The following is a 16,888-nucleotide window of genomic DNA, read 5'->3' as shown; positions in this document are numbered from 1 at the left end:
AGGATGGGAATGAAGGATCCATGTTTCCCGAAACCATCCCGTCAACACTCCTGCATGCGTTAAGGCGGACAGGTCTTAGGGTATGGAGCACAGGTAGATTAGGCAGAACGAAGGCTGAAGCCAGATCTAAGGTATGCCAACGGATACGCCTCACGGCTGAAAAACTAGATAAGATGAGAATCGTTCTTTGAGATAGGAACTGACGAACTTCCGAAGGTAAGGGTCTAAAGATTCGAACGTAGGGAAACTTACGTGTCATCTTACGATGACGTGAGTGGTGTGGAGTAAAACTGCCCCCTCTGAAAGACGCTATACCGAACGATGGCGGTATCGAGCTCACAGGCTTAAAGGAAGCATCTACGTCTAGTATGGATAGCTACGTTGTATGGTACTTGGAAAGCAAGGAACGTTGAATCAAAGGCTGTCACCCGAAACGGTTGCTATAAAGTTATGCTGAAAAGCATTTGTCCTTGTGAGGGTAGGGGAATGACTGATGAGACTTCTGTAATGGAAGTGGAGGAACAGCCCTAAGTCTAGAGTATGAAACGATTGTTTTCCTAACGTGAATGGCACCGATCGGGTAGGAACGTGGGAACATCACTCCAGAGGGGGGATGCCACAGTGTCAACGCTGCGAAACTGGGATTATTATAATATGACGGAGACCTTTACGGATCTTCATGAAAAAGCGAGTCAGGGAAATACGTTTTCTCAACTATATGAAACCATCATATCGAGAGAAAACATCCTGCTCGCTTTTCGCATGATCAAAACCAACAAAGGTTCTAAAACACCAGGCACCGATGGGAAGACCATCGATGACATGAAAGAGCTCGTAGAAAATGATCTGGTAAATGAAGTCCGAAATAAACTTCAAAACTATCGCCCGAAGAAAGTTCGAAGAGAATGGATTGAAAAAGAGAACGGAAAATGGAGACCTCTCGGTATTCCATGTATCTTGGATCGAGTGATCCAACAATGCTTCAAACAAGTTCTCGAACCGATTGTAGAATCTCAATTCTTTAAACATAGCTACGGCTTCAGACCTCTCCGGTCTGCTCATCATGCTATGGCAAGGATACAATCTTTGATTAATCAAGGTCAACTTCATTACGTCGTTGATGTAGATATTAAAAGTTTCTTTGATAATGTGAACCATCGTCTATTAAAGAAGCAACTCTGGAATATCGGTATTCAAGACCGTAAGGTACTAGCTTGTATTTCTAAAATGATCAAGTCGGAAATTGATGGAGAAGGAATACCGGAGGAGGGTTCGCCTCAAGGTGGAATTTTATCTCCCCTTCTTTCAAATGTGGTTTTAAACGACTTAGATCAATGGGTTGCGGGTCAGTGGGAAGTATTTCCTCTGGCGAAATCTTACAGTTCAGATGATGCCAGAAGGCGAGCGAGAAAACAAACGAACTTGAAACAAGGATACCTGGTCAGATATGCTGATGATTTTAAAATTCTATGCCGGGATGGAAGGACAGCGCAAAAGTGGTACCATGCGGTACGTCTATACCTTAAAGAGCGCTTAAAGCTGGACATCTCTCCAGAAAAATCTCAAATTGTAAACTTGAGAAAACGAGAATCAGAGTTCTTAGGGTTCACCATTCGTGCGAATAAAAAGGGTAAGAAACGAGTGGCCCATACTGGGGTCATTTCTTCAAAAAGCGAGAAAATCAAACAGGAAGCGAAAAAGCTCACCTTCTGCTGAGAATATTCATCGTTATAATAGTTTTGTTTAGGGACTTCACCAATACTTTAAGCGAGCGACTCATGTAAGTCTTGTGTTCTCACGTCTTGCTTACGATCTGAAACCATTTTTAGTGAACCGTCTTCGACCGGTTGGAACGCTAAAACATCCTTTTCAGCCACCGCCTTTTTATAAGAGAACCTTTAGCTTAGGAACGAAAACGATCTATATCAATGGTACGTATTTGTTCCCCATCGGCAATGTTAAAACATTTCATACGATGAACTTCAGTCCAAAGCTTTCGCTTTACACAAAGAAAGGCAGAGATCAGATGTATAAAAGTCTCCGCCCTGATATACAGAAAGAAATTGGACATTTAATGAAGTCTTCTCTACCGAATCGAAGTGTCGAATATCTGGACAATCGTATTAGTCGATATAGTATGAAAATGGGAAAATGCGAAGTTACAGGCTAGTATCTCCATGCGTCAGACGTTCACTGTCATCATTACGTGCCCAGGAACCAAGGAGGTTCGGATCAATTTCATAATCTCCGTATACTTCATAAAGATATTCATCGACTTATCCATATGAAAGATATAGAGAAAATAAAGCTTCACCTTGAAAAGTTACCACAGAATCGATTGATCTTAGACAAAATCAATCAATACCGAAAGATATGTGGGGTGGAAGGGATCGAAGCATCCAGTCTTGAAGAGTAACAAAGGAACTTATAATGTAGTACATAACTTTAGATGGAACGCCGGATGCTGGGAAAACTAGCACGTCCAAGGTGTGGAGCAGGGGAAAAGCCGGAGATGACTTCAAACGCTTACCTATTGCTAACATTTCTTTTGTAATAAATAATCGGCTTTTTTCCCTTAAGGAAATTAAATTTGAAGGAAAAGGTGATTTATATCTCAGATTACACTATGGAAATCAGAAAATTGATTGGTAGTAATCCCTTGATTTTGACAGGATCTACTGTACTTGTATTTAATGATTCTAATATGCTTTTACTACAACATCGTTCAGATACTGAAGAATGGGGATTACCTGGAGGGGCTGTGGAGCCCGGAGAAAAATTGGAACAAACAGCTGCAAGGGAGCTCTTTGAAGAAACAGGACTAAGAGCTGATAACTTTAAGTTCATTGATATATTGTCTGGGGAGGAACTTTACTTTAAATATCCAAATGGTGATGAGGTTTATAACGTTATAAGCATTTATCAAGCACTTGATACATATGGAGAACTAACGATTGGCGACGGAGAGAGTATAAATTTGAAATACTTCGCGATAGATAAATTACCAATAAACATCGATGAAAGGGCTAAATTAATCATAGAAAAATATTTGTTGTAAACTCCGAATGCTTATTTCTGTTAGCGTTTTACAAAAATAAGTTGTGTTATTTGTCTAATTATCTCGATATCGTATCTTCAAGAATACCAGCTAATAGAAGGAATACCGGGAATTGATTGGATAATTTCATATTCATCAAACTCTTCAGCTAGGGCATCTATCTCTTTCAGTAGATTCGATAGGTGCCTTTAGTATTGAAGAAGAAGCTGAATGAACATCGTTAAACTCACCACATGACTTGTATATAAATTACGTTTAATTAAGCTAAAAGGGGCAATTCATTAATATCATCAATTATATACATGGCTCACAAGGGTGTCGTCGATGGTGAAACCATTCTGCAGCAAGTCGAGAAATAGTGGAAAATTATGGATAATGGAGGTGGTATCGTTTCTAACTACACAGGTCGTCATATTGTTGGAAATTAATAAATTTCAAAAGGGAGGAAAGCAACCTTTCCTGGTTAATCGGAAGGGTTGCTTTTTACTTTATTTATGGACCGGAGGAAAGAAGAACCTTTCCAAGCGTGTGCTGCATGATTCTTACTAGAATATTTCCTTCTAAATTAACTAATTAACTTCTGGTCGTGTCTAGCTTCTTGTGACCAAGAGCACTGGGGGCAGTCTTTATTTGAGGTTCGCACCCATATGATATTACTTAGCCCTCAGAACTAATACTCTGCTTCAATTCATTCAGGCTGTCTATAGTAGGCTCCACTAATTCTTTCATTTTTTCTACATCAGGTTCATCTTTTTTAGCTTCATTAATAAGTGGGTAAAGGCTTTTCTCTATTTTCTCATATTGATCCGGGAACTGTTCCTCAACTTTCTTTTCGATGCTGTCCCAATCTTCTTCCAGTTTTTTCCCTTTTTCATTTAATGTGTTTACATCAGCGGAGTCTTTTAAGCTGGAATCCAAAGCTTCAACAGATGCAATGACCGTGTCAATGCCAGATGACAGGTCGCTATCGATTTCTTTATCACTGTTGCCATTTTCCTCGGAGGACCCTTCAGAACTATCCGCATTTCCACTAGTGGCTTCACTGTCCTGTTCACTTGTCTGCTCTGTAGAATCAGAGTTATCTTTAGAGTTGTCTTGACTGTCGGATGATCCGCAAGCTCCTAAAATAAAGCCAAGGGCCAGGATGATGCTAAACAGGTAATACTTTTTCATAGAAACGCCTCCTTGATTAAAATCGAATTCAAGGAAAGTGTTCCCAAAATGTGCTAATTCAAACGAGGATATTTGAACTAAAGGTTTAAGTGGGACTTATGATTTACAACGTGATAGAAATTCAGTATTCCTTGAGGTCTTTGTGACTCTGTTTACTCAGAGGAAGGAAAAGGAGAAGTTGTTGAATTTAAACTTGATGATGACCATTATGTAGTCGAGATAAAGGATGGTAAGGGACTTTATCCTTAGCGTACACTATCCGCGTTTTGCAGGCGATTCCCACCTGAATAGACGTATTGGGAAGCTTTCTTCTCTCGGAAAAGTAAAAAATAACTTGAAAGATAGAATGATCTGGAGTCCATTGTTTGAAGTAATGAGTTTAGATTAGATCGATTTCGAGTCTTACTGTATGGGGAGCTTATCCTTTAAAGGGGGAGCTTCTTATTTGTGAATATTATTGATTTATATCCAATATTTTGAAAACCCTTGGTAGTATGAGGGGGATATAAGACATAATTTGCTGGTACAACCATCCTCAAAAGTTTATTCATGCGCACTCCAACAGCCTTCTAAGCTGTTGGTCATTTTGGTTGACGAATTGTTGACCAAACACGTCAACAACGATTATTTTTCTTCCTAAACAATCCGAAAATGTCCAAACTCAAACCTAATGGATTGCGAGTTTATCGCATTTCGTATATATTAATAATAGAACAACAGAATATAGAAGCCTTCGGGGTCGGGTGAAAATCCCAGCCGGCGGTAATGAGCAAATGCTCCAAGCCCGCGACGGAAGACCAGTGTAAAGCACGGTTTTCCCTGATTTGGTGAAAATCCAAAGCCGACAGTTAAAGTCTGGATGGGAGAAGGTTATAGAAACGTAAAGGTACAAAGCGCAAGTAGCGTGTGCCCTTTTTTAAGTGTACGCGATTTACGTTAATGACCCTGGAGAAGTATGTCTTCTTCAGGTTTTTTTTATTGGGATTACCATTAAGGGTGGTGTGTAAAGGATGGACCGTGACGAAAGATATATGCAGATGGCAATAGAGATGGCTAAGGAAACGGTAGGACAGACAAGCCCTAATCCAGCTGTTGCAGCTATAGTTGTTAATCGAAACCAGGTGGTTGGTGTAGGCGTCCATGTGAAGGCTGGTGAACCCCATGCTGAAATACATGCGCTTCGGATGGCAGGTGATAAAGCCATAGGGGCTGAAATCTATGTCACATTAGAACCATGTAGTCATTATGGTCAGACGCCACCTTGTGCGGAAGCTGTCATTAAGGCTGGTATCCATCGAGCAGTCATTGCCTCTGAGGACCCGAACCCGAAAGTTTCCGGTAGAGGCATTCGTATGATGAAGGAGAATGGGCTTGAAGTAAAGACACAGGTTTTGAAAGAAGAAGCGGATCAGTTAAATCGATCTTTCTTCCATTACATTCAAACCAAACAACCTTACGTTCGGTTGAAGACTGCCATGAGTCTTGATGGGAAGATAGCAACGTCTACAGGGGAAAGCCAATGGATCACCGGTGAGGAAGCGCGTAAAGATGGTCATCTTTATCGTCATCAATCGGATGCCATTTTGGTCGGAATCAACACCGTACTTATGGATAACCCTAAACTAACAACAAGAATAGATGGCAATGGTCGCCACCCTATCCGGATTATCTTGGATACCCACTTGAAAACGCCGCCTTCGTCGCAGCTTATCCAGGACGATCAAGCTCCGACCTGGATTTTCGTGGGAGCAAAGGTAGGGAAAGAACGTGAAGAACTTTACGAGAAGTATGAGCACGTACGTATCATCTCTTTAGAAAATGATCAAGTTTCAATAGATGAGGTTCTTCAATATTTGGGCGAGCATAAAGTAACCTCTCTTTTAGTTGAAGGAGGAGCAACGATTGCTGATGCTTTTGTAAGAGCTGGAAAAGTGGATGAAACGATCACTTATATGGCTCCGAAACTGATCGGAGGGAAAGAAGCCTTGACTCCTGTTGGCGGAGAAGGTATTCAGCAATTGAAAAATGCGCGCGCCTTCGTTATCGTTTCGACGGAAAAAATGGGCGATGATATAAAAATTGTTTCTGTAAGAAAAGGAGAGTCCTAATGTTTACAGGGATTGTAGAAGAAATAGGAACGTTGAAGAGCGTGAAGAATAAAACAGAGGCTCTTGAAGTGAAAGTCGCTGCATCAGATATACTCACAGATGTAAATCTTGGAGATAGTATATCCGTGAACGGTGTTTGTTTGACTGTTACTAGTTATACAGATCAGGCGGTGTCCTTTGACGTTATGCCTGAAACATACCGGGCCACGAATATTCATGAACTGCAGCAGGGCGATCCTGTTAACTTAGAAAGAGCTATGGCTGCAGGCGGTCGGTTTGGAGGTCACTTAGTATCAGGTCACATTGATGGTACGGGCAAGATTGTCTCCAAAAATCCCGAATCGAATGCGGTATATTATGAAATTGAATTATCTGAAGAACTTATTCAATACTTTGTTTATAAAGGTTCGATTGCTGTGGATGGTACTTCATTGACAGTGTTCGGGGTGCAAGAGTCTAAGGTGACGATTTCTCTTATTCCACATACGATGGAGCACACGGTGCTGGGAGGCAAAGGACCTGGAGATACGGTGAATATTGAGTGCGATATGATAGGAAAGTATGTAGCTCATTTCTTGAGCGGGCAAAATAAAGAAGAGCCGAAGTCGAAACTTTCCAAACAGTTTCTTTCTGACAATGGCTTTGCATAAGAGGGTGAAATGATGTTTGATTCAGTAGAAAAAGCGATAGAAGATTTGAAGCAGGGAAAACTGGTCATCGTTTGTGATGATGAGGACCGTGAGAATGAAGGGGATTTAGTCGGTATTGCAGAATATGCTTCACCTGAGATGATTAACTTTATGATTAAGTATGGGCGGGGACTTGTCTGTACACCCGTTACAGATGAACTGGCAAGAGCCTTAGAATTAATGCCGATGGTCGATAATAATTCCGATCCGAACCAGACGGCATTTACGGTAAGTATAGATCACAAAGATACTACAACAGGCATTTCAGCAGATGAAAGAGCCTTAACCATTAAGGAAATGTTGAATCCCGAAACAACAGCAGGGGATTTCCAAAAACCAGGACACATTTTCCCTTTGATCGCAAAAGAAGGGGGAGTACTGCGGAGGGCAGGACACACAGAAGCTTCGGTTGATCTTGCAACGCTTGCTGGTGCTCGTCCTGCCGGGGTCATTTGTGAAATTATCAAGGATGACGGAACGATGGCCCGCGTCCCTGACCTTCGAAAAATGGCGGATGAATTTGATATCCCGATGATTACCATCGCCGATCTCATTCAATATCGTCATAAAAAGGAAAATCACGTTAAGCGTGAAGTCGAGGTTAAAATGCCGACTGAATATGGTGATTTCCGCGCAGTTGGTTTTTCGAACGATATTGACTCCAAAGACCATATTGCTTTAGTTAAGGGAGAAATAAATCCGGATGAACCTACACTTGTCCGTGTGCATTCGGAATGTTTAACAGGGGATGTATTTGGTTCATACCGCTGTGATTGTGGGCCGCAGCTGCACAATGCTCTTAGACAGATATCGGAGAATGGCAGTGGTGTACTCCTGTATATGCGTCAAGAAGGCCGTGGGATCGGGCTAATGAACAAACTTCAGGCCTATAAATTGCAAGAAGAAGGATTGGATACAGTTGAAGCCAATGAAAAACTTGGATTTGGTCCGGACTTAAGGGATTACGGAGTCGGGGCGCAGATTTTGAAAAACCTTGGAATTACAAAGCTGCGACTGCTTACGAATAATCCGAAGAAAATCTCTGGACTTGGAGGTTTTGGTTTAGAAGTGGTAGAGCGTGTACCGATCCAAATGGAATCCAGAAAAGAAAACGAACGATATTTAAAAACAAAACAATCTAAAATGGGGCACTTATTCCACTACTAGAAAGGAAGTAGAATTTATGGTTAAAACATTGGAAGGAAATCTCGTAGGAACAGGATTAAAAGTAGGGATCGTTGTTGGTAGATTTAATGACTTTATTACAGGAAAGCTTTATGAAGGAGCGGTAGACGCATTCAAGCGCCATGGTGTGGAGCTGAATGATGTGGAAGTGGCTTACGTACCAGGAGCTTTTGAAATCCCTCTTGTGGCAAGTAAGATGGCGGAATCCGGGAAATATGATGCCGTTGTGACTTTAGGGGCCGTCATTCGGGGATCTACTCCACACTTTGATTATGTATGTAATGAAGCAGCAAAGGGTGTTTCACAGGCATCTCAACAAAGTGGGATCCCTGTTATCTTTGGTGTTATCACAACCGACACGATTGAACAGGCGATCGAGCGTGCAGGAACGAAAGCAGGGAACAAAGGCTGGGAAGCAGCAACAGCTGCTATTGAAATGGCCACACTGCTTAAAAACTTCGAATAAATAAATCAAGCTGACCGGTATTGTCCGGTCAGCTTTTTTGTATCCAACAGGGCAGAGCACCACCATCGCCTCCCTGTGACTCTGATTCATTTTTGACGAAAGATCTGCTTATGGATTGGCGGAAAGGGGAAGAATATTCTTCTGAACGCCGCAGATCCCGCTTCAAAACACAGCTGGATAGCAGAGGGCAGCCTCTATGGTATTTTCTTGTGTTTAACCCGCACGTCAAGCTGGAACGGGAGAATGGAAAGAGGGAAGGCATGGAAGAATCAGCAAGCATGGAGCAAAAGGAGAGGCTGGGTGTATGATAAGGGAGCATCATCCCGAGTAAATTGTTGATCGGAAAATCATGAGAAAACATGCAATCGAACGGCTTAGAAGAAAGGCTAAACGCGTTCGTTCTAGGAAACAAAGCTTGGATATGAAATAATAATAATAGAATTAAATCGTTGGAGGTTGTTAAAATGAGTACACATCGAAAGCAGTTAGAGAAATATGCAGATCTAGCTTTGAAAAAAGGTGTAAATTTACAGCGAGGCCAAGGGTTAATCATTAATGCTCCTATTGAAGCTGCGGAACTCGTCCGCATAATCTCCGCGAAGGCCTTTGGAAGAGGAGCAAAGAATGTTCATCTCGAATGGAATGATGAAGTGCTCAGCTATATAAAAATGAAGAATGCACCGTTGGAAGTCCTTGAGAACTTTCCGAAATGGAAAGCAGAGGGATTGGAAGAAATGGTGAAAGATGGGTATGCCCTTTTATCCATATATGGCCCAAACCCAGATCTTTATAAGGGCGTGAATTCGAAGCGAATTGCAAAAGCAAACAAGGCAAGTGCTAAAGCATTAACCAACTATAGGGATTATATCATGAATGATAAAACCACCTGGTCGATCATTGCTTATCCACAAGAAGCTTGGGCTCAAAAGGTTTTCCCTGAAGTCGATCCGGAAGAGGCGAAAGAGAAATTATGGGAGCAAATTTTCCATATTACACGCATTGATCAGGAAGATCCGATTCAAGCTTGGGAGGACCATAATGAAAAGTTGCGTCAGGCAAGAGAATACTTGAATCAAAAACAGTATAAAAAGCTTCATTATAAGGCGCCTGGAACGGACCTTTCAATTGAACTTGTGGCCAATCATCTCTGGCACGGGGGTTCTGCTACTTCAGAAAAAGGAATGGAGTTCAACCCGAATATGCCTACGGAAGAAGTTTTTACAATGCCGCATAAGACAGGCGTTCAGGGGAAAGTAACGAGTACAAAGCCACTGAACTATGCCGGAAACCTGATTGAAAATTTCACCTTAACGTTTGAAGATGGGAAAGTCGTGGATTACGAAGCAGAATCTGGTAAAGAGACATTGAAGCACTTGCTTGAAAGCGATGAGGGAGCGAAGCGTCTCGGAGAAGTAGCTCTCGTCCCTAATGAGTCAACAATATCTGAGTCCGGTCACATTTTTTATAACACTCTTTATGATGAGAATGCGTCGTGTCATTTGGCGTTAGGAAAAGCTTATCCTACGAATATTCGAGGAGGATCCACGTTTAACCAAGAACAAATGGACGCTCATGGAGTGAACGACAGTTTAATCCACGAAGATTTCATGATGGGATCAGCTGAATTGGATATTGATGGGGAAACAAAAGAAGGGGAATTTGAACCGATTTTCCGTAAGGGAACATGGGCCATTAGTTTGGAGGACCTACAGGAGACACCTGAATGAGGTGTCTCTTACCCTATTGTTCCATTATTTCTATGAAAAAGCATGTTCTGAAGAGTATCGGCATAAGCTTGGCGTGGGTGAGTTAGGTGCTTTCCTGTTTTAATGGTCCAGCTTTAACATTGTAATTATTCCTGCTTTTGCGTTACATAATATAACACTTTGATTACAGATGGTTTAAGAATTAATAAAACAGTCTTAAAAAGAAGCTGAATGTGGTAAACCAAAGGTAGAGGGGATTATTCAATTAAGAAAGGTGAGACCATATGAAGCGAGATGCTTTTTTTGATAATGCGAAACTCGTATTAATTTTTCTAGTGGTCTTCGGTCACATCATCCAGCCTTTCACGGATGGATCAAGACCTATGTATACACTATATACATGGATTTATACGTTCCACATGCCTGCGTTTATTTTTCTTTCTGGTTTCTTTGCAAAGGGATCAGGGGAAAAAGATTATATTTTAAAACTCGCGAAAAAATTAATTCTGCCTTATATTATTTTTCAGCTCGTATATACAGGGTATTACTTTTTTATTGGAAAAGGGGCCACATTAAGCGGAATTTTTTACCCGCACTGGTCGCTATGGTTCCTGTTCAGTTTGTTTTGCTGGCATATCCTGCTTTACTGGTTTAAAAAGATTCCTCCATTTCTCGGCGTGGCTATTGCCGTTCAGATTGGAATATTAGTGGGGTATTTTAACGATATTGGACACCATTTCAGTTTATCAAGAACGTTCGTTTTCTTTCCGTTTTTCCTTGTAGGATATTGGTTAACAAAAGAGCATGTCCAAAAGTGGAGAACACGGAGAGTGAAAGAAATAAGCCTTGTTTTAATGACTGTCATTGCTGCAGTGATTGCTCTATTTCCAGAATTCAGTTCAGGATGGCTGCTCGGTTCTAAATCCTATACTGCGCTTGGAAGTCCTGAAATGGGTGGAGTGTTCCGCTTAGGGATATATGTATTAGCGGCAGCTATGTCTATTAGTGTCTTTGCATGGATCCCAAATAAGGAATACCGTCTGACATACTTGGGAGGAAGAACATTGTATGTGTATCTCTTACATGGATTCTTTATTCAATTCTTCCGCCAGGCGGAGTGGTTCAAAGTGGACCATGTGTTTGACCTTACCGGACTGGCGATTGTGGCAGCGGTGATTGTATACCTTTTATCAAGCAACATGATCCGTACTCTTACCCAGCCATTCATTGAAGGAAGGGCTCAACTTCTGAAGAAATGGTGGTACAGAATCATCAATAGGGAGTCTTCTTATCAGTCGTAAGAAGGAAGGGTATTCAATAAATAGATCGTATGAATGAAACAAATAGCATACCATGGGTAAAGTCGTACACCTGTTATATAGAGAAAGAGGAGTGGAACGTCATTCGTTCACTTCTCTTTCTCTTTTGTATAACATTAGAAAAGTTTCCATCCTTATGTTTGCAATATTTTGTGACCCACATCAGCTATTGCTTTTTATAAGTTCTTTGGTTGTCAGATGATTGACTCTTTATAGGATGAGATCGACTTAGTGGGGAACAAAGAGAAAAGAGAACACCATTTAAGAATGAAGTGGACAGAACTCCAGTTGTCTGTGAAAAGAGCCCCTGGTACAACCAACTCTCTCTTTGCTTAATGTTTTCTTTTAAAGGAAAGAGGATAGGAAAAGAGTAGGCGGTTGATTTTTAAGCGAAAGGGGGAGAAACAGGTGAGGTTGTTGTAAAAAAGCATAAAGCCTCCCATACCTTAACAAAAAACGTGTAGGACGTTGTTAGAGCAAGTATGGAGAAAAAAGTCTTATGATTGAAATGGACTCATTTGCAAATAATAGGAGAGACATTTACAAGGAGGGTTCGTTCTTATGGATGAAAAGATATTAATGATCGTCACGAACGTTGACCGATTGGACGGAAAGCATGAAACAGGTTTATGGCTTCAGGAATTTGTCGAACCTGCAACAGAATTTAAGGAAGCTGGTTATGAAGTGGTAGCAGCCAGCCCGAAAGGTGGACGTCCTCCCATTGACCCGAATAGCTATAGCAATGAGCTGCCTCGCGTATGGGACGGTGTGATGAAACCGATCCATAAAACAGTTCCGTTGGTAGAAGTAGATCCTACCCATTTTGCAGGGATTTTTTTATGCGGGGGACATGGAACAATGGTGGACTTTCCTGAAAATGACCAGCTGGAAGAGCTCTTGAGGCATTTTCTTACGGAGCAGAAGGTTATTGGTTCTGTATGCCATGGTCCTGCAGGGTTTGTCGGTGTCGAAGATCATAATGGACGTCCAATTATAGAAGGGAAGAAAATCACTGGTTTTACGAACGAGGAAGAGAAGGATACAGGGTTGGAATCTAATGTCCCCTTTATGCTTGAGGATCGTTTAAAAGAAGCAGGAGCTGAATTCCAATCAGGTGATGCTTATTCAGATCATGTCATTGTTGATGAACCATTTGTAACTGGGCAAAATCCACAATCAAGTCTGAGTACGGCACAAAAAATGCTTGAACTTCTAAAAAACCGCTGAACCTAAAGGGTTCAGCGGTTTTTTTAAGTGAAGGAATGTTCCATTTATAACGGTAAAAAAACCCAAGGATCCCCTACTATAGGGAAACCCTTGGGTTTGAAGCTCTTTTTAAAATAATAGATGAGCGATTAATGTAATAATCGGCAGAGTGATAATCGTCCGCAGAAGGAAAATAATAAAAAGGTCCTTGATATTAACGGGAACTTTAGAACCCAGCAATAGGCCACCAACTTCAGACATATAAATCAATTGAGTGACAGATAGAGAAGCGATAATGAATCGAGTCATTTCACTTTCAATAGAAGAACCGATAATGGCAGGTAAAAACATATCTGCAAACCCAACCAGGATGGTTTCGGAAGCTTCTTGTGCGTAAGGAACCTGCATCAGTTCAAGAAAGGGGATGAATGGCATTCCGATCCACGTAAAGAATGGAGTGAATTCTGCGATAACCAGGGCAATTGTACCTAATGCCATAACAATCGGAGCTACCCCCATCCACATGTCCAGGATATTCTGTCCCCCTTGCTTCAGGAAGTTAGAAACCCCACTTGCTTTGCTTCCACGCTCAACGGCTTTTGTATAGCCGTATGTGAACAGGTTATGTTGCTCGGGTACTTCTTCGTTTTGTTCCTTTGGCTCTTCCGTGACATACGTATCCGCTTTTCTGGATAGAGGCGGGATTCTCGGCATGATCAATGCAGCGACGAATCCGGCAAGGGCTACGGTTAGATAAAACTGTCCGAACATATCCCCGAGTCCTACCTCCTGGATGACAACAAGGCTGAATGTGATGGATACCACGGAGAAGGTTGTCCCAATGACCGCCGCTTCCCGCTTCGTGTAATAGCCTTCTTCATATTGTTTACTAGTAAGCAGTACACCAATTGTCCCATCACCCAGCCAGGAGGCCAACGAGTCAATCGAAGAACGGCCCGGAAGCCGAAACAATGGACGCATAATTTTTGTCAAAATAACTCCAAACAGTTCTAAAAGGCCATAATTCAAAAGCAGTGGTAAGAATAAACCGGCAAAAAGGAAGACGGCAAAGAGTACATGTAGAAGGGAGTCTAATAATAAACCGCCTGTATCTTCACTAGTGATGGCTTCAGGCCCGATTTGAAAATATACCATAATGGCAAAAATCATACCCAGGATACGAGTGACGACCCACACGGGTGGGACATTAAAAAGGGACTGGAAAAAGGGCGAGCCTTTCAAGGCATTTTTACCAGCTAGTTTTACAAGGATAGTGCCGATAGATGTGATGGATATGATAATCATCATAATTAGAGACAAATAATCAGCAAGCCTTGTCTCTACCCAACCGGCAAGAACAGCGATTGGAATTGTAATCGCATCGTTCTCCCCGGTGATCGGAAACATAAATAAGAAAATACCGATCAAGGATGGAATGATAAATTTTAAATGCGAGGACGCATTAAAGTCTTTAGCTTTCATCCAAATATCTCTCCTGACATCGTCTGTTTTATTTATAAATTCACAAGAATAATTATGCAACACTATTAATTCTATTACGTTTTCCCTAAAAAACCAATAGGAAATTTGTAGATAATGCGCAGGTTAGCGTGTATCAAATCGAAAATGAAGGGATCTCCCTATACGTGTTTCTAGTATCTTCGTCAGCCCAGTCCTTCCTATACGGCGCTAAACAAGGCCCCTTCACACTTAAGTTAAGCGTCTCCCGTTCCCCAACGCCCCTTGCCATATGTGGAGATCGGAATCATTCTCCAAGTAATCTACCGGTGAATGTGAAACTCGAAGAGCATGTTGCTGTAGAGCTCTTTTTACAAAAACCTACCTTCTGCTGTTTTACAGAGTTTAGAGCTACATTATGGTAATAGGGAGGGGGGGGAGATGGGAAACTGCTTGATTAGTATAGAGAAGGAAGAGTCCTGCTAAACGTGGTTTAACGTGTCTAACTCCTGGATGTTCCAATGTAAGAGTCCTTATTTACAGGACCAAACCTATTTTAAGGCGTTTCCTTTAGAGATCGTGGGAATATCGGATTCAGGAAATGGACGAGCCTATTCCTGAATCAGCCGACATAGTGTTTCAGAATTCGGTCTACATGACCTCCATACATTTCTCCGAACATATTGAGGTGGGCAAGCAAATAGAAGAGCTGATAGACAGGTTTTATGTCTTGATAATCATCAGGAAGCGGAAAAGAAGCATGGTATTCATCCAGGAAATTAGCTGGGAACCCTCCAAAAAGTTCAGTAAAAGCTAGTTCAAAGGCATGATCACCATAGAGGACAGAAGGGTCGATTAATACAGCTTCCCCGTCTTTTGCTGCCATCCAGTTTCCACCCCAAAGATCTCCGTGAAGAAGGGAGGCCTTTGGTGTGTCGGGTATGATTTGTTCTATTTTATTCATTAATTTTAATAATCGTTGTTTTCGAAGGCTGGATATTGTTCCTTTTTCGACGCCTATTTTAAACTGGCTGCCTAATCTGTAACGACTGTAATACTCTGTCCATGTTGGGCACCATGCATTAGGTTGATTCAATTCACCAATGAATGTCGGGTTTCCATAGCCGTATTTTTCTAATGTATGCTGATGCATGTTTGCGAGGTGTTCTCCAAAGCATTCCGCAGAATGTGAAGGACCTGATTCAATCCATTCCATGACAAGCGCTGCTTTTTCTCCACTTTTTGGACGATCATAATAATAGACTTCCGGAACACGGATGGCCCCTGTTTCTTGGATTAGTTTTAACCCTTCAGCTTCTACTTGAAAAAAATGTTCCGATACATGTTCATTGCTTTTAATGAAATAGGCTTGTTCCCTTGTCGCTACGTAATAAGATTGATTGATATCACCACCGCTGATTGGCTTGACCGTTTGTATGTCTGATGTGTCCTTGATGTTGAACAGTGTATGGCGAATAAATGGTTCCATGCGGGCCCTCCTTAATGAATGTTCGTCGATAGGGGCGGTTCGGGCTTCATCTCTTTTTGATAGGCATAAATGGTGTGGATCTCTTTGAAACCCATTTGTTTATATAAATGTTCCGCCTGTTGGTTTTCTGTTCTTACAGAAATGGTGACCATATCCAAGTCCAGGGCATAAAAAGCATATTGTAAGGCATGATGGATTAAGAGGGACCCCACACCACTGCTTCTGTGCTGAGGAGCTACATGAACGAAACAAATCTCTCCTTCCTGGCCCGAAAGGATCGTTTCCAGGTAAATGTACCCGATCAGTTCACCGTTTTCCTGGTACCCCCATAAATGGTTTCCTTTATCTTTGGAAAGGTTCAACATTTCTTCTGTCGTATAGTAAGCGGCAGAAGGGTGGAGGACGTCCAAAGCACGCCTGTCTTCATCATTCACTTCCACAATGGAAGATTCTTTATTTTCCGGTGGATGGTAACCGTTTTTATGGACAGCTAGTGTCCGTTCTATATTATACATTTGAAATCGATGACGCTCTGTAAACGAAACAAGCGATTCATTGGCTGCAAAACAAGCAACTTTCACGATATCAAAATGCAGTTGAGCTGTTAAGGAGGCCTTGTCCCATAAGCGCTCTATGATTTTTTCCTGGTCTTTAGTGGCAAAAGGGCCGAGTAAGCGGCATAGTTTTTGTTCGAAAAATGGAAGAATACCGAGGAATCCGATGATTTCTTCTCCTTCCCATGCCACATAGGCGAGGGGTTCTTTAAATTGAGTCAACGTCCAAATCTGTTCAAAAATCTCATTCTGATCAGAAGCCATCCATGCTACATAATGGTGGTCCTGCTCATTCATTTTGAACAACCACTTTGCAACGGTATGTAATTCTTTTACTTCTAACTCACGAATATCCATCGACAACAACTCCTTCTTAAACAAATTTTTGCACAGTCTTCATGATGAGCGCAACTAAACAGAGTCTTATAGAACCAAGAAGTGACTGAACTAACGAAAACCCAACCAGCCTTCCGCGTA

The 16,888-nt window shown here is 41.6% G+C and carries 13 protein-coding genes, 1 pseudogene and 1 riboswitch; of the genes and pseudogenes, 10 read left to right on the top strand and 4 right to left on the bottom strand.

Features of this window, described 5'->3' with window-relative positions; genetic code table 11:
- Window positions 1–621 precede the first annotated feature (621 nt).
- Window positions 622–2,416: pseudogene (ltrA, locus tag BLW54_RS02955) on the top strand (group II intron reverse transcriptase/maturase).
- A 210-nt stretch (window positions 2,417–2,626) separates the two neighbouring features.
- Complete coding sequence (locus BLW54_RS02950) at window positions 2,627–3,058, top strand: NUDIX hydrolase (protein WP_035507701.1); 432 nt, start codon at window positions 2,627–2,629, stop codon at window positions 3,056–3,058.
- 657 nt (window positions 3,059–3,715) lie between these two features.
- On the opposite strand, the gene BLW54_RS02940 is transcribed toward BLW54_RS02950, so the two are convergent.
- Window positions 3,716–4,231: a hypothetical protein gene (locus tag BLW54_RS02940; protein WP_035506802.1), complete on the bottom strand. Its 516-nt coding sequence runs from the start codon at window positions 4,229–4,231 to the stop codon at window positions 3,716–3,718.
- A 725-nt stretch (window positions 4,232–4,956) separates the two neighbouring features.
- Window positions 4,957–5,106: riboswitch (FMN riboswitch) on the top strand.
- 135 nt (window positions 5,107–5,241) lie between these two features.
- On the opposite strand from BLW54_RS02940, the gene ribD reads away from it, so the two are divergent.
- From ribD to BLW54_RS02900, 8 genes are all read left to right on the top strand, one after another.
- Entirely contained in the window at window positions 5,242–6,339 is a 1,098-nt protein-coding gene (ribD, locus tag BLW54_RS02935; RefSeq protein ID WP_035506800.1) for a bifunctional diaminohydroxyphosphoribosylaminopyrimidine deaminase/5-amino-6-(5-phosphoribosylamino)uracil reductase RibD, read from the top strand.
- The gene (gene ribE / locus BLW54_RS02930) at window positions 6,339–6,989 is read left to right on the top strand and encodes a riboflavin synthase (protein WP_035506799.1); all 651 of its coding nucleotides are present in this window, start codon (window positions 6,339–6,341) and stop codon (window positions 6,987–6,989) included. The genes ribD and ribE overlap by 1 nt, the downstream gene beginning before the upstream one ends.
- 12 nt (window positions 6,990–7,001) lie before the next feature.
- A complete protein-coding gene (locus tag BLW54_RS02925; protein ID WP_035506798.1) occupies window positions 7,002–8,195 on the top strand; it encodes a bifunctional 3,4-dihydroxy-2-butanone-4-phosphate synthase/GTP cyclohydrolase II in 1,194 nt (397 codons plus the stop codon).
- A 16-nt stretch (window positions 8,196–8,211) separates the two neighbouring features.
- The gene (gene ribH, locus BLW54_RS02920) at window positions 8,212–8,679 is read left to right on the top strand and encodes a 6,7-dimethyl-8-ribityllumazine synthase (protein ID WP_035506797.1); all 468 of its coding nucleotides are present in this window, start codon (window positions 8,212–8,214) and stop codon (window positions 8,677–8,679) included.
- Between the two features lie 110 nt (window positions 8,680–8,789).
- A complete protein-coding gene (locus tag BLW54_RS02915) occupies window positions 8,790–8,987 on the top strand; it encodes a hypothetical protein (RefSeq protein ID WP_035506796.1) in 198 nt (65 codons plus the stop codon).
- 156 nt (window positions 8,988–9,143) lie between these two features.
- Entirely contained in the window at window positions 9,144–10,406 is a 1,263-nt protein-coding gene (locus BLW54_RS02910; protein WP_074733201.1) for an aminopeptidase, read from the top strand.
- 263 nt (window positions 10,407–10,669) lie between these two features.
- A complete protein-coding gene (locus BLW54_RS02905; protein ID WP_035506793.1) occupies window positions 10,670–11,686 on the top strand; it encodes an acyltransferase family protein in 1,017 nt (338 codons plus the stop codon).
- Between the two features lie 579 nt (window positions 11,687–12,265).
- Window positions 12,266–12,931 carry a type 1 glutamine amidotransferase domain-containing protein gene (locus BLW54_RS02900; protein ID WP_035506791.1) on the top strand — a complete coding sequence of 222 codons (666 nt, stop codon included), beginning with the start codon at window positions 12,266–12,268 and terminating at the stop codon, window positions 12,929–12,931.
- Window positions 12,932–13,039: 108 nt separating this feature from the next.
- On the opposite strand, the gene BLW54_RS02895 is transcribed toward BLW54_RS02900, so the two are convergent.
- The 3 genes from BLW54_RS02895 to BLW54_RS02885 all read right to left on the bottom strand — a co-directional run bounded on the left by BLW54_RS02895 (window position 13,040) and on the right by BLW54_RS02885 (window position 16,768).
- The gene (locus tag BLW54_RS02895; protein WP_035506790.1) at window positions 13,040–14,392 is read right to left on the bottom strand and encodes a YjiH family protein; all 1,353 of its coding nucleotides are present in this window, start codon (window positions 14,390–14,392) and stop codon (window positions 13,040–13,042) included.
- Window positions 14,393–14,990: 598 nt separating this feature from the next.
- Window positions 14,991–15,857: a fructosamine kinase family protein gene (locus tag BLW54_RS02890; protein WP_035506788.1), complete on the bottom strand. Its 867-nt coding sequence runs from the start codon at window positions 15,855–15,857 to the stop codon at window positions 14,991–14,993.
- An 11-nt stretch (window positions 15,858–15,868) separates the two neighbouring features.
- A complete protein-coding gene (locus tag BLW54_RS02885; protein WP_035506787.1) occupies window positions 15,869–16,768 on the bottom strand; it encodes a GNAT family N-acetyltransferase in 900 nt (299 codons plus the stop codon).
- Window positions 16,769–16,888: the final 120 nt, after the last annotated feature.

Origin of the sequence: Halobacillus karajensis (genome assembly GCF_900108515.1) — a bacterium.
Lineage (GTDB): Bacteria > Bacillota > Bacilli > Bacillales > Halobacillaceae > Halobacillus > Halobacillus karajensis.
Note: the sequence above shows the minus strand (reverse complement) of the source record. Positions and strands in the feature narration are given on the sequence as shown.